The organism is Pararhizobium mangrovi (genome assembly GCF_006516965.1).
In the GTDB taxonomy this organism is placed as follows: Bacteria; Pseudomonadota; Alphaproteobacteria; order Rhizobiales; family Rhizobiaceae; genus Pararhizobium_B; species Pararhizobium_B mangrovi.
The window spans coordinates 106,311-119,313 of sequence record NZ_VHLH01000001.1 but is presented as its reverse complement, the minus strand read 5'-3'; the positions used below and the strand labels follow the sequence as shown (position 1 = coordinate 119,313).

Genomic DNA, 13,003 nt, shown 5'->3' with positions numbered 1-13,003 from the left:
TTGATATCGAAACGGTGCTGAACATCAAATGAACGTCGGCAGGTCCCGTGCGGCCGACAGCCAGCCGGCCGCACGGTTTATGTGCCTGGAACTCAGAAGAGTTCCGTCTTCGCGGCCACGCGACCGACGACCGCGACGAGGCCGCCGCCCGCGCCCGCGATCTGCAGGATCTGGTTGACGATCGTCGACTGATCCGCCGCACTCACGTCGATCCCCGCAAGGCCGGCGAGACAAGCGGCCACCGCGATCGCCGCGCCCCAGAGCGTGCGCGACAGGTACCAGGGTTTCGTTGCGCTCATATGTCTTCCTTCGTTGGAAACGACCCGTTCGTTCGAACGGCCAGGCGAGCCCGGGCCGGGACTCCCTCGCCGAACCGTCCGCCGATCTGGCGTACGGTCACGACCATGACTTCAGGCGGCTCCGCGAAGTCCTCGGCGAGGGCGTCCGCCGCGTAGACGAAGGCCGGACCCGCCACCTCTTGGCTGCACCGCACGACATCGTCCTCGCCGGCGATCTCGACGCGATAGCGCTCCGCATCTTCGGCAAGCGGGATCTCCGGTCCGAGCCAGCTATCGGCGTTGATGCGCCCGCGCCGTATCCAGCCGAGCGCGACGTCCCCGTTTTCGAGACGCGTCGCAGAAAGATGCACCGGACTGAGCGGCGTCAACGCACGCGCGCCGCCGGCGAAGGGCACCGTTTCGGACACCGCGCTACCGGCGAGATCGACGCTCCAGTTGAGAAGCAGTCCCGCTTCCTCCGCTTTCAGACCGAGCGGCGAGACAGCGGCGTCGAGCACGACGACCGGCGTACCCGCATCGGCGCCGGCGCGCATCGCGTCGTCCGTGCCGCCCTGCGCACGAAGCAGCCGGCGCAGACGCCATCGCTTCGGAGCGATCTCGTCGGCCTCGCCGAACTGCAGGACTTCCCATTCGCCGGCGCGGGATCGAACGGCGAGAACGTTCGCCCCGTTGAGCACGGCGACGTCCGCGGCCGAAGCGAGGCTGCCGAACGGCAGATCGATCTCGATCGCTTCCCGTACGAAACGCCCCGTAGCCGATCCTTCGAGCGCGCTCGAAAGCGTGCCGATGCGCGCCGGCGCCGTCAGCGTCGCGCGTGGCACGTAGCCTTCCTCACCGGGTGCCGCGGAAAGCGTGACCGGCTGAAAGGGGCGTCCGTAGGCCGCAGCGCGCGCCCACGCCGTCTCGTCCGTACCCGTCAGAACCGGCAGGTCGAGGAAGACGACATTCGGGTCGAAGCGCGCCGACGCTCGGTTCGTCGTCGGCGTATGCCCATCGGCGGCTTCCGCTCGCGCGACTGCCGGGACGAAGCTTTCCGCATGGATCTCGCGCGTCGCACCATCGGTGATCCGCGTGACGACGAAGTCGCCGAAGGTCTGTCCGGGAAGACGCACGGCGTCGCCCGGTTCGAGCGCAAGGCTTGCCGGCGAAAGTGCGAAGGAAAGGCTTCGCCGTGCCGACCAGCGTTCCCGCAGGTAAAGATCGGCGGCACCGACCGCCGCCCGCTCGTCCATCGCCGCAGGCAACGAAACGGCGTATTGGCGCTCGTTGCCGGTAACGAGCCGTCGCGAGCGTGCGGCGGCCTTCTCGTGATCGTTCGCGAGGTCGAAATGATGGATGATCGCCTCGCTCGGCAGCGCCGTTTCCTCGCCGCGGTTTTCGCTGAGGCGGGGATGATCGTCCCGCTCGGCGAAGACGTCGACCACCTGTCCCGCATAGGCGCGCCGCCCCCTGCTTTGAAACCGCAGGCCTGCCGGCGTCTCGAACGTGTCGATGGCATATGCGGCGAGAAGCGGTTCGAGAAGCGCGCGCGCCGAAGCCGGATCGCCCTGCACGAAGCCGTCGAGATCGCCGAGCGTTCCATCGACGTCCGCCACGTCGAAACCGTGGTCGGCGAGGATCGCTGCGATGGTGACCGGCGCCGGCGCACCGCCGAGGCGTCCGTTCAGCCAGTGGCCGGTGCGCCAGTTGTCGCCGTCGCGCCAAAGGCCGGTATCGTAGGGAAAGGCCGGAAACGGCCGCGCGTCGAAGCTCCATGCGAAAATGCGCGCCGGATCCACCATGTCCGGCGGTACGTCCTCGCTCGTCCACCGGTCGAGATGGGCTTCCAGAAAGCGTCGCTGGACGACGTCGTTGCGTGCCCCGGTCGAAAAATACGGAAGTGCGCTCTCCGACGATTTCGCATCGGGAAACACGTTCGGCTGGTTCGCGCCCTTGTCGACCGCCGGGCAGCCGAGTTCGGTAAACCAGATCGGCTTCGATTTCGGCACCCAAGCCGTCGCCGTATCGCGCTCGGCACCGTTCACCCGGTCGTAATGCTGGCTCGACCACCAGCCTTCGAGGTCCTTCGGCCGGAACACCCAGTCCTTGCCGGCAAGCCCGTCGGTGATGGGCGTTCGCAGGCGGGTCCGGCGCGCATTCGCGTCGCGATAGTACCAATCGAACCCCTCTCCGCCGGCGATCATCCGCGCGTAACCGCCCGCATCGGCCTGCGTCGTGAAACCGTCCGGATTGCCCTCGGCGAGATCCGCATCTTGCCAGTCGGAAAGCGGCATGTAGTTGTCGATGCCCACCGCATCGATCGCCGGCGATGCCCATAGCGCGTCGAGGTGGAAGAACACGTCGCCGGATCCGTCGGCGGGGTGATGCCCGAAATATTCGCTCCAGTCGGCGGCATAGGTGAGTGCCGTTTCCGGTCCGAGAACGCTGCGCACGTCCTGCGCCAGACGCACGAGCTTACCGACGAACGGAAACCCGCCCTTCTCGTCGCGCAGCGTCGACAGGCCGCGCAGTTCGGAACCGACGATGAAACCCGAAACCCCGCCGGCGACCGCCGCGAGATGCGCGTAATGCAGGATCATCCGCCGGTAGCCGAACCCGCCACCCGGATCGCGTACGCCGTCGCTCGTCCGGTGAAAGTCGCCGGGCTTCGCCGAACCGCAGAACGCGTCGACCGCCGTCCCGATCGCCGCACTTCGGTCCGGCGAACCATCCCGCCCCGGTGCCGGCATGCACGTGATGCGCCCGCGCCAGGGAAACGCAGCCTGCTCCGCACCGCCGTAGGGGTCCGGAAGCCCGTTGCCCGACGGCACGTCCATCATCACGAAAGGGTAGAGGAAGACGTCGAGGCCGCGCTTCTTCAGGTCGCGAATGGCGTCGATCACGCTGCGGTCGTCCGGCGTTCCGCCGTAACTCGGCCCGCCCCCGGTCGTCGAAACGGCACGCGCTTCGGCCCGCCCGATGCCGCCGACCGACCAGGGCCGACTTTCCTCCATGCGTTCGGCAACCTCGACGCCCGGCCGGATCCGGCACGCCTCCGCGCGCAGGTCGTCGCCGAACCAGCTCACCACCAGCGCCACCGCTTCGAGCTTCGGGCAAAGCGCCTGCAATTCGTCGAGCGAGGCCTGCCAGTCGCTCGAAGCGAAGAGCACGTTGCGGTTCATGAGCCGCTTCTCGCCGGGACCGGCGCGCTCCGTCACCACCGCCGGATCGTAGCCGTGCTCGCTCGCACCGGGAATGAGCGTCACGGCACGAAGATCAGCTTCCAGCCGTCCGACAGGCCGCAAGACCTCGAACTGAAGCACGGGAATGCGGTTGCCGTAATCGTCGAGCGGGAGGCGCTCGAACACGACATAGGTGAGGTTGCGATAGGCCGGCGTCTTGCCGGCACCCTGCTTCGCTTCGATCAGCGGATCCGGCATCTGGTCGGCCGTGCCGCGATAGACCCGCATCTCGAGCTCGGTCGTATCCAGCTCCTTGCCGTCGGCCCAGACCCGGCGCACGCAGCCGATCTCGCCTTCGCACAGCCCAAGCGCGAAATTGGCGTAGTAGCGATAGCTCTTCACCTTCGGCCCGGAAGCGGCCTTGCCACCGGCGCGCTCGCTCGTCGCCTCTTCCTCGAAACGGGTCGCCCAGAAGAGCATGCCGCCGACGCGCATCGTGCCGTAGACGCGGGCGACGCCCGTTCCGGCATCCGCACCGGCGATGCGCGCTCCGGCGAGCCGGCTTCCCTCGACCGTGCGCCCGCCCCCGCTAAAGAGCGCGCCGTCGATCGCCGAGCCCGCAATCGCGCCCGCCGCTCCGCCGATCGCCGCGCCGACGGGGCCGAGCCCGCCGAAAAGGGCCGCACCGGCAGCCTGAAGAACCAAAGTCGCCATGTCGTCACCTCCCCGGCATCGAAAAGACGCCCGCCACCCTCTTGCGCCAGGCCGGCACGAGCGCGGACTCGATCACGCCCGCCTGCTCGTAGGCATGGATGAAGCGCCCCTCGCCGCTGACGATGCCGCAATGCTTGGCCGGCAGACCCGGCCGCCAGCGAAAGAGGATGACGTCGCCTGGCCGCATGCCGTCCCGCCGCTTCAGGCAGTGGCGCCTCGCCGCCGCCATCAACCGGTCGCTCGCCGCCCGCTCGGCCCAGTCGGAGGCGTAGGTGCCGGGCTTTTCCGGCTCCCAGCCGAAGAGTTCGCGCCACACGCCACGCACGAGGCCGAGGCAGTCGCAGCCGACGTTCTTGCGCGAAGCCTGGTGACGATAGGGCGTGCCGAGCCATCCCCGCGCCAGAAGCACCACGAGGTCGCCGCTCATCCGTTCGTTTCGGTTCATCCGACCAGCGGCCTCCCGTCGTGCACGGTGTGCGCGTCCGCATAGCCGTAGGCGAAGTCGCTGCCCGGCAGATGCGGAAACCCGCAGAAGTTCAGCCGGTTGGCGAACTTCGCGCCGCAGGTCGTAAAGGTCTTGTCGCACCCGGCGGTGACGGTGAACGCGTCTCCCGCATCCGGCGGCGCCGAAAGCGGCGTCCAGAAGGAAAGGATCGTTTCCTCCCCATCGCCGACCTGGTCCTCGATGGCGACGGAAAGCCCGGCATTCGCCCCGTCGGTGAAGACGAGCCGCCCGCCGCGAAACCATCGATCGGCGAAGGCGTTCAACCCCGTCACACGGCAAGTATCGACGCCCGACGTCGAAACCGTGCCATTGCCGCGAAACGCCGGGTCGTCGAGGTTCACGCGACACCGCGCGTCGCCGAGCTCGGCGTCGCAGCGGCGCGCATAGACGCGTCCCTGCACCTGCTCCAGCCGGTTCGCCAGGCCCCTCAACTCCGCATTGAAGGCGTGGCCGTCGCCGGAAACCTCGCCGATCTCCTGTGTCCGCAGGAGCATATGGCTCTCCGGCGCGGCCCAGTTCACGAGGAACACCGCCACCTCTGCACCGTCGAAGCGCCCCGCGCGCAGATCGGCTTCGGTAATGGCTGCGTCGGAAAAAGCGCCGGCCACGTCGCTCGTCGCGACGGCGAGCCCCAGTTCGCTCTCCGCCTCGCTCGCCTCGTAGCCGGTCGCCGCCCGAAACGTCGTTCCGGCGAAGGTCAGATCGCCGTCGTGGTCGGTAAAGCCGAAGACCACGCCGTCGCGGCGCGTCACGCGCCAGGCGTGACAGGTCGTCGTCGCCTGCCCGTCGAGATGGGCGGCAAGTGCGTCGGGTATCGTTCTCAAGGCAGGATCTCCACCAGCGGGATGGCCGGAATCCGCCCGGCCTCGAAGCCGGACAGATCGATGTCGATGCGGTCGACGTCGAAGCGCACGGGAACGTCGAAGCGGAACCCGGCCGTCACGGCTCCGCCCGCGGCCGGCTCGGCTCCCGCAGCAAAGCGCACGGTTCCCTCGACCGTATCGAGCGTGAAGTCGTCGTCGGAGACCGGCTCGCCATTGACGGCAAGCTTCACCGATCCCGCGCAGGGCTTGGCGATCGTCCGCTCGAACGCACCGCCGGCATCGCCGTAGCGCTTGACGAGCGGAAAGAGCGCGCGCGTGCCGTCCGCGATCCCAAGATGCTGGTCGCCGGCAGCCGGCTCGCGCCCCGGCGCACAGGATGCGTTGTCGATCGGGTCGTGGAAGCGAAAGCCGTAGAGCTGGCCGCGCCGCGCCTCGAAGAACGCCAGGACCGCGTAGAGATCGGCAAGCGCCTTGATGCCCGATCCCGCATCGTAGTGCCGGCGCGAAGCCCTCCAGCGCGCGTTGCGGCTTTCCCGGCCGTTCGAAAGGTCGACGATGTCGGTGCGCCGTCGTGGTCCGCCGCTGGTGCCGAGCGCCACCCGCAGCGGAAAGCGCACCTCGTGAAAGTCGCTGGCCATCACCGCCTCCTCATAGCCCGCGCCGGCCGCGATGAACGGCCCGGGCGAGCATCGTCGTCACCTGCGCCTCGGACTTGCGGAAGCTTCCCGCGTCCGGCGTCGTGATGTTGACCACGATCGGCGGCGCACTCGCCCCACCGGCCTGGCTCGCCACGCCGAGCCGGCCGTCGGAGCCGCGCAAAAGCGGCAGGATCGCTTCGCTGCCCGCCTCGCCCATCAGGCCGAGATCCCCGCCTGCGGGAAAGAAGGTCGGGCTGCGCACCACCCCGCCCTCTGCAAACGGCGTGACGCGCCCCGGCACGCCGCCCCTGGCAAAGCCGAGCGCCGAGCCGAGCGAACCCGCAAGTCCGCCGGCCGCCTTGCCGATCATCCCTTCGAGCGGCTTCAGTCCTGCATCGAGCGCGATCGCGCTCAGCCGCTGTCCGAGCGATTTCAGTACGCTCTCGAAATCGCGCCCGCGCACGGTCGCGGCTTCGAGCGCGCCGGTCAGCGCCGCACCCAGCGAGTGCGAGCGCCGTTCCAGCGCATCCATGGCCGTGTCGAAGGCGCGCGTGTCGACATCGACACCGACCTCGATCGTGTCGTCCTCGTTCAATCGTTCTCTCCGTCCGGGTAGAGCCGCATCAGCGCGGCCAGTTCGTCACGCACCGGCGCGAAGCCGCGTCGGTTTCCGCACAATGCCGCGAGTTCGAGCGGCGTCAGCCGCCAGAAGGCAGCCGGATCGAGCCGCAGACGGCCAAGACCGAAGGCCATCGCCGCTTCCCATGGAAACGGGGCATGTCCCTTCGGCCTTTCGCCACCGCCTGCGGCCCTCAAGGGTCCGGCGTATTCGCCCCCGCCTCCGCGTCGATGCCCGCGGCATCCTCGCCGCCGAAGGCTGCGGAAAGCAGTTCGCTCACCATGCGGGCAGCGCCGGCCGTACCCCCTTCGATGCGCATGGCCGCGACGTCGGCCTCGCTCACCGCTTCTCCCGCACCACGCAGGCCGGCGGCGATGATGCGGATCATGTCGCCGGCCGAAATCCGGCCTGCAGAAAAGCGGGCCGCAAGCGCGTTCAGGTCCGCGCTCTCGAAGGCCGCCTCCAGTTCCGCAAGGGCGCCGAGCGTCAGGCAGAGCACGCGCGGCCTTCCGTCGATCACCGCCGGCACCTCGCCGCGCCTCCGGTTCGCCGGCGTCGCAAGCGGCCCCATCAGACCGCCTCGAAGGTCAGTTCGCCGGCCGATTCCAGCGCCAGCTCGAAGGTCATCTCGCCATCGTGCTTGCCGGCGTATTCGAGCGCCGTCACCTGGAACGCACCGGACACCGTGCCGAAGTCCGGCACGATCACGCGCCAGCTCTCGATCTTTCCCGAAAAGAAGATCCCGCGGACGAGCGCGTCGCTCGCCGCATCCTTGAATATGCCGGAACCGGAAACCGAAGCGCGCTTCAATCCGGCACCGGACAGAAGCTCGCGCCAGCGCCCCGCCGATTCCGCATCGCTCACGTCGACCGTCGCCGCGTTGAACGCCAGGCGGTTCGACCGTAGTCCGGCCACTGTCGAAAACACCTGCCCGTCGGCGATCTTCAGGAGAAGATCCTTGCCCTTCTGCGCCGCCATCCCCGGCTCCTTTCCAATAAAAAAGGCGCCCCTCGGGCGCCAACCATCTTTCGGGAACCGTTCGGCTCCCGCGTTCTATGAAGTTCCGCCGCTCAGCCCGTCTCAACGAGCGCGCGGAAGCGAAGTTGCGCCCGCACGAGCCGCTCCTTGTCGATGCGCTCGACGCGAACCCGCTCGCAGCGCAGAGCGACCAGATGCCCAACTTCGAGCGCGAGCGGCTGGTCGTGGAGCGCATCACGCACCGCGCCGGCAATGGCCTCGGCCTCGCGCTTGCCGTTCGTCCGCGACCACGCCTCGATCTTCATTCGATGCTCGAAGCCTGTGTCCGTCGCCGTCGACCAGTCCTCGCTCGCCATCTCGGCAAGCACGAGATAGGGAAACGCCGCGCGGTGGATAACCCGGTCGTAGATCGCGTTCGATCCGGTCAGCGCCGTCACCGCCGGATCGCCGTTCAAGGCCGCGACCACGGCGCGCTGCAGGGCTTCCTCACTCGTCATCGTCGCCCTCGCGCTGCCTGTCCGTTGACGTCCCTGCCCGCTCGGCCTCCTGGCGCCGGCGGTCGGCAGCACGCGCCGCGTCGGCGATCGCCCGGGCGAAGTCCGGACGCCGCACCGTCGCCGAAAGCTTCATGGCGCCACCTCCCGGCAGCGGCACACGAGATACCGTCCGCTCTCGTCCGGGTCGTGCACGGCGACGATCTCGAAGGCCCGCGCGAACCGTACGAAGCGCAGGCCCGGTCCCATGCCGGTGCGCGCCCGGATCGTCACCCGGTGCGTGATCACCTGGCCCTCCTGCCCGCCACGCTCGTGCCCTCTGGCGGAAACCGGCTCGACATGCCCCCAGACCATCGCATCGGCACGCCAGCGGCGCACGGCACCACCGGACCCGTCTTCGGTATCGACGGGCGCGTGAAGCGCCAACCGCGTGTTCAGCATGCCCGCATCGAGAAAGAGCGTCGGCATCAAAGCGCCCTCCGTCGATAGCCGTCGATCAGCCGGTCGTAGCCCGCCGGAACACTCGCCGGCTGCTGTGCCATCGGCACCGCGCCGCGAAATTCGTAGAGATGTGCCACATGCAGCCGGATCGCATGCTTGAGGTCGTCCGGTACGTCGCTCGCCGCATCGCCGAACCCCGCCGTGAAATCGACTTCCACGCCGTTGTCGGCTGGCACGGCGAACGCCGAACCGTCGATATAAAGGCGCACCGGCCGCCGGTCGCGGTCGAGCACGAAGCCGCCGGTCTGGACGTCGCGCCCCGTCCCGTCGGCATCATAGGCCTTCACCGCATCGATCGTGCGCACCGGCGTTCGGGCAAACACGATCGTGCCGTCGGTCGGCCAGCCGTCGAGCGTCAGCCGCCAGCCCTGCGAAAGCAGCGCCAGTCCGGTCTCGCGCTCCAGATGCCGCGTCGCGACCGCAATCAGCTCGCCGACGAGGTCGTCCTCGTCGCTGCCGTCGAGGCGAAGCCACGCCTTCATGTCGGCAAGCGGCACCACCTGGCCGAGCGCAGGCTCGGTCATGAAAAGGCTCATCATTGTCTCCGGGATAGGTCGAAGAAAGGGCAGCGGCCCCGGCAGGAGGAGAAGACCGGGGCCGCGCTTCGCCGTCCGCGCCGCGTCACCGGCGGGCGAACGGGATCGGCGTTACGCGGAGAAGCGGATCAGCTTGATCGCCTCGAAGTTCTGCACCCCGCCGCCGACGCGCTTCGTCGTGTAGAAGAGCACGTAGGGCTTGGCCGAATACGGGTCGCGCAGCACGCGCACGCCCGCCCGGTCGACGACGAGATAGCCGCGCTTGAAGTCGCCGAAGGCGATCGCGTCCGCATCCTCCGCGATGTCCGGCATGTCTTCCGCCTCGACGACGGGAAAGCCCATCAGCGAGGCCTGGCCGTCCGCGCTCGCCGGCGGCTGCCAGAGATAGTGCCCGTCCGCATCCTTGAACGCGCGGATCACGCCCTGCGTCTTGCGGTTCATCACGAAGCTCGCATTGCGCCGATGCCCCGCCTTCAGCGCATAGATCGCCTCGATCAGCGTGTCGGACGGATCGGCCCCGGCAAAGGCGCCTGCCGCCCCCGTCGCGATCGTCCCGAGCTTGCCCCAGGCCCAGTCGGCGTTGTCGACGGTCGGATAGTTCAGGAACCCCTTCGGCTTCTTCACCCCGTCGCCGTTAACGAAGGCCGCACCCTCCTGCTCTGCGAACGCCGCCTCGACTTCCGCGGTCATCCAGCCGTCGAGATCCACCGCCGCATCGTCGAGCAGGGAGGCCGTCGCCGCCGGCATGGCGTAGAGCTCCATCGTTGGGAACTGCATCTCGGCAAGCTTCGGCGCATCCGTCTGCGGGCGCGCTTCCGTCTCGCCGACCCAGCCGACCGCCATGCCGGAAACCGCGAAGGGCTTCTTCAGCACCGCGCCCGAAACCTGCCGCACCGTCGCCAACGAACGGATCGGTGAGATGTCGGCGAGCCGCTTGCCGATCTCCGCGTCGAGCTCGTCGGGTACGAGATAGCCGCCGTCCGGGTCCGAGCCGTAGGAAAACGCCTTCGCTTCGAGCTGGCGCAGCCGCCCCTCGTCGCCATGGCGCAGATAGCTCTCGAACGCCCCCTTGTGCTCCAGCGTCTCCATGCTCTCCGCGCCGCCGCGGCCGAGCGAGGGCCGCGCGCGCTTCAGCACCAGTTCGTCGAGCACGCGCTTGTGCTCGTCCATCGCCGTGTCGATGCGCGCCAGCTTCTCGTCGGTGACGACGTCGCCGGAAGCGCGCCGTTCCAGTTCGCCGAGCCGCCGGTCGTTCGTCTCCCGGAACGCCTCGAACGCGCCCATGAAGTCGGCGAACGCGCCCTTGATCGACGCGCTGTCCTGCTTGATCTCCGGCGCTCGCCGGTTCGTACCGTTGTGCATGTCCATCATGTCCTCGTCGTGCCATTCATCATTCGGGCGGCCGCACGGATGCGTGCAACCAGCCCCTCGGTGTCGGCCACGGCAGCGTCCTGCATGCCCGAAAGCCCGTCGAAGCCCTTCGCCATCAGCGTTCGGGCCTCGCTTCGCGTCAGCCCAGCGTCGTGCATGAGCCTGCGTTCCAGATCCCGCTTGGTATGCGGAAGCGATGCGTGCTTGACGCGCGAGACCCGCGCCTCCGGCAGCATCGGAAAGGTGACGACCGAAATTTCCCAGAGATCGGCCTCGAGAATGCGTCGCACCCCGGTCTTCGCATCGGTGCGCGCCCGCACCGTCTCGAAGCCGATCGAAAGCCCGTCGAGCGCACCCGCCTTCATCAGCGCATGCACCTCGCGCGCCCGCTCCACGCCGCTTGCAAGCTGCCCCTCGACGTAGAGCCCGCGCCCGTCCTCCCGGATCGCCGTCCACGCTCCGATCGGCTCGGCCGGATCGTGCTGGTAGAGCATGCGCACGCCGCCCGGCCCGCGCCGTTCGATCGAGCGCGCAAAAGCCCCCCGCTCGATCGCGTCGCGCCCCAGATCCACCGCCCCGAACACGCTCGCATACCCCGCGAACCGCCCGTCCCCCTCCACCGTCTCCAGCCGCCAGTCGGCAAACTTCACCTGCCGCCCGGAACCCACCCCATCCGTCGTCATCCAGCCCATCCTTTTTTTCGAAAACCCAAAGAGCGCGAGGGGGCAATGCCACACGCGAAACGCCGATCGTCTCCAACAGGCGTCACCCGCGCAGAAAACCGCACCCGCCGATCGCTTCCGCCCCGGCAAACATCAGCCGCAACGCCCGGGCCCACCCACAGCCATTCTCCCCCCGACGGGGGGAGATGCCTGGCAGGGCAGAGAGGGGGCGCAGCACGTCACGAAAACCCCGTCACCACCCCCGCCCGAACCGCTGTGCTATCCGCGACAATGCCCCAAGCACCCACCACGCGCTCAAGCTCGCCGCCGCCGACCCCATCAGCATCTGCTCCGGCGCCGAAAGCATGCCCACGATCCCGAACCGTTCGGCCAGCGCTGTCCCCACCGCACCCCCGAACACGAGCCCGGAAACCACGCCGATAAAAAACCGCGAGCTCGCCTCGCGATGCGTATGCGGCAGGAGGTAGACGAGCGAAATCAGCGCACCTGCCAGCGCACCGGCAATCTTCGCCAGGTAGATCCACATTTCGAGGTCCATGATCGAGCCGTGACCGCCCGCCAGCAGGCGAACGCCTTTCGCAAGTCGTACCGACATGCCCCCTCACCCCGCGGCGCGAAGCGGCGGATATCCGACCGCCTCACGCTTCTCGTCCTCCGTCAGGAAATCGGCCGCGCCGACCCGGCTCCACAGCGCCTCGCGTTCCGCCGAAAGCCCGGCGATCGCGTCCGCGTCGTAGGTCAGCCGCAGTCCGGCCCCGAAAGCCGGTGCCAAGAAGCCGCCGAGCGCGCCGGTCAACCGCGTCAGAAGCGGCAGCACCGTCAGCCGGTAGAAGGCCCGGTTCGCCTCCGCGTAGTTCGCATAGGTGTTGTCGCCCGGAATGCCGAGCAGCGCCTTGTTCCAGGCCGCCGCAGCGTTCGAAAGGTCGAGCGCGTCGTGCGCGGCCGCCAGCGGTGCGAAGCCCAGATGATCGTCGAGCGGATCGAAGAGCCGCAGATGCAACAGCCCGCCTCCGTTCTCCGGCTCCAGCGCCAGGCGCCGCCGGCGGTCGCCGACCGTATAGTCGAACGCCACCGGCCATCCGTCCGGCCCCTCGACGACGCGCATCCGGTCCGGCCGCAGCACGTGCAGTTCACGCGGCCGCCCAGCTACCGCCACCGCCTCCACGAAGGCGTTGCCCGAGAGCAGCAGGTGCCCGCAGATCGCCTCGACGAGCCCCGTCCCCGTCATGCGCCCGTTCGGCCGCGCCAGGAGATCGAGCATCGGATGCCGATCGAGATCCCGCCCGCCCTCGTAGAGCAGGAACGGCACGCTCGAGACCGCCTCCGCCACCAGCCGCACGCATCGATGCGCCACGGGATTGCGCATGTACCCCTCGCGCGCCAACCCGGCATAAGACCGCTGGCTCCACCGCGCACTCGCCTCCGCCTGCAGCGCCACGAACCCGCCCTGTAGCCCCACCTGCTTCACCTCGCCGGGCCCGACCTCGCGCCCCGCGGCACGCTTCCTGCGAAACGGATTGCGCATGATGCACCCCTATTGTTCACGTTTTGTTCGAATAACAGCGACAATCGTCCCTCGTTCCTCACATGGTGCCCGCAGGGGGAGATCGGGCGTGGCCGAGACCTCGGCCTCCACCCTCATCGCGGGGAGAGCCGACGCAACGCGCCCGGGCAAGCCGA

17 protein-coding genes are annotated in these 13,003 nt (G+C 68.7%); all 17 read right to left on the bottom strand.

Annotated elements, in window-relative coordinates; all coding sequences use genetic code 11:
• Positions 1-92 precede the first annotated feature (92 nt).
• Entirely contained in the window at positions 93-299 is a 207-nt protein-coding gene (locus FJU11_RS00645; RefSeq protein WP_141165070.1) for a hypothetical protein, read from the bottom strand.
• On the bottom strand, positions 296-4,174 hold the full coding sequence (locus tag FJU11_RS00640; protein WP_141165069.1) for a baseplate multidomain protein megatron: 3,879 nt from the start codon (positions 4,172-4,174) through the stop codon (positions 296-298). Before FJU11_RS00640 ends, FJU11_RS00645 begins: the two co-directional genes overlap by 4 nt.
• Positions 4,175-4,178: 4 nt before the next feature.
• Positions 4,179-4,619, bottom strand: coding sequence for an NlpC/P60 family protein (locus FJU11_RS00635; protein WP_235890704.1), 441 nt, complete (start codon positions 4,617-4,619; stop codon positions 4,179-4,181).
• Entirely contained in the window at positions 4,616-5,503 is an 888-nt protein-coding gene (locus tag FJU11_RS00630) for a DUF2163 domain-containing protein (protein ID WP_141165067.1), read from the bottom strand. Before FJU11_RS00630 ends, FJU11_RS00635 begins: the two co-directional genes overlap by 4 nt.
• Positions 5,500-6,141 carry a DUF2460 domain-containing protein gene (locus tag FJU11_RS00625; RefSeq protein ID WP_141165066.1) on the bottom strand — a complete coding sequence of 214 codons (642 nt, stop codon included), beginning with the start codon at positions 6,139-6,141 and terminating at the stop codon, positions 5,500-5,502. The genes FJU11_RS00630 and FJU11_RS00625 overlap by 4 nt, the downstream gene beginning before the upstream one ends.
• A gap of 10 nt (positions 6,142-6,151) precedes the next feature.
• Positions 6,152-6,673, bottom strand: a complete 522-nt coding sequence (locus tag FJU11_RS00620) for a phage tail tape measure protein (protein WP_235890740.1) — start codon at positions 6,671-6,673, stop codon at positions 6,152-6,154.
• 59 nt (positions 6,674-6,732) lie between these two features.
• The gene (locus tag FJU11_RS00615) at positions 6,733-6,957 is read right to left on the bottom strand and encodes a rcc01693 family protein (RefSeq protein WP_141165064.1); all 225 of its coding nucleotides are present in this window, start codon (positions 6,955-6,957) and stop codon (positions 6,733-6,735) included.
• Positions 6,954-7,331 (bottom strand): gene transfer agent family protein, encoded by a 378-nt coding sequence (locus FJU11_RS00610; RefSeq protein WP_141165063.1) that lies wholly within the window; start codon positions 7,329-7,331, stop codon positions 6,954-6,956. Before FJU11_RS00610 ends, FJU11_RS00615 begins: the two co-directional genes overlap by 4 nt.
• On the bottom strand, positions 7,331-7,738 hold the full coding sequence (locus FJU11_RS00605) for a phage major tail protein, TP901-1 family (RefSeq protein WP_141165062.1): 408 nt from the start codon (positions 7,736-7,738) through the stop codon (positions 7,331-7,333). Before FJU11_RS00605 ends, FJU11_RS00610 begins: the two co-directional genes overlap by 1 nt.
• A 92-nt stretch (positions 7,739-7,830) precedes the next feature.
• Positions 7,831-8,235: a DUF3168 domain-containing protein gene (locus FJU11_RS00600; protein WP_141165061.1), complete on the bottom strand. Its 405-nt coding sequence runs from the start codon at positions 8,233-8,235 to the stop codon at positions 7,831-7,833.
• A complete protein-coding gene (locus FJU11_RS18220) occupies positions 8,225-8,368 on the bottom strand; it encodes a hypothetical protein (protein WP_181407984.1) in 144 nt (47 codons plus the stop codon). The genes FJU11_RS00600 and FJU11_RS18220 overlap by 11 nt, the downstream gene beginning before the upstream one ends.
• Positions 8,365-8,700 carry a phage head closure protein gene (locus FJU11_RS00595; protein ID WP_141165060.1) on the bottom strand — a complete coding sequence of 112 codons (336 nt, stop codon included), beginning with the start codon at positions 8,698-8,700 and terminating at the stop codon, positions 8,365-8,367. The genes FJU11_RS18220 and FJU11_RS00595 overlap by 4 nt, the downstream gene beginning before the upstream one ends.
• Positions 8,700-9,269: a head-tail connector protein gene (locus FJU11_RS00590; RefSeq protein WP_141165059.1), complete on the bottom strand. Its 570-nt coding sequence runs from the start codon at positions 9,267-9,269 to the stop codon at positions 8,700-8,702. The genes FJU11_RS00595 and FJU11_RS00590 overlap by 1 nt, the downstream gene beginning before the upstream one ends.
• A gap of 111 nt (positions 9,270-9,380) precedes the next feature.
• Entirely contained in the window at positions 9,381-10,640 is a 1,260-nt protein-coding gene (locus FJU11_RS00585) for a phage major capsid protein (RefSeq protein ID WP_407946645.1), read from the bottom strand.
• The gene (locus FJU11_RS00580; protein WP_141165057.1) at positions 10,637-11,323 is read right to left on the bottom strand and encodes an HK97 family phage prohead protease; all 687 of its coding nucleotides are present in this window, start codon (positions 11,321-11,323) and stop codon (positions 10,637-10,639) included. Before FJU11_RS00580 ends, FJU11_RS00585 begins: the two co-directional genes overlap by 4 nt.
• A 232-nt stretch (positions 11,324-11,555) precedes the next feature.
• Entirely contained in the window at positions 11,556-11,918 is a 363-nt protein-coding gene (locus FJU11_RS00575; RefSeq protein ID WP_235890702.1) for a DUF6107 family protein, read from the bottom strand.
• Positions 11,919-11,924: 6 nt separating this feature from the next.
• Positions 11,925-12,848 (bottom strand): phage portal protein, encoded by a 924-nt coding sequence (locus FJU11_RS00570; protein ID WP_141165056.1) that lies wholly within the window; start codon positions 12,846-12,848, stop codon positions 11,925-11,927.
• Positions 12,849-13,003: the final 155 nt, after the last annotated feature.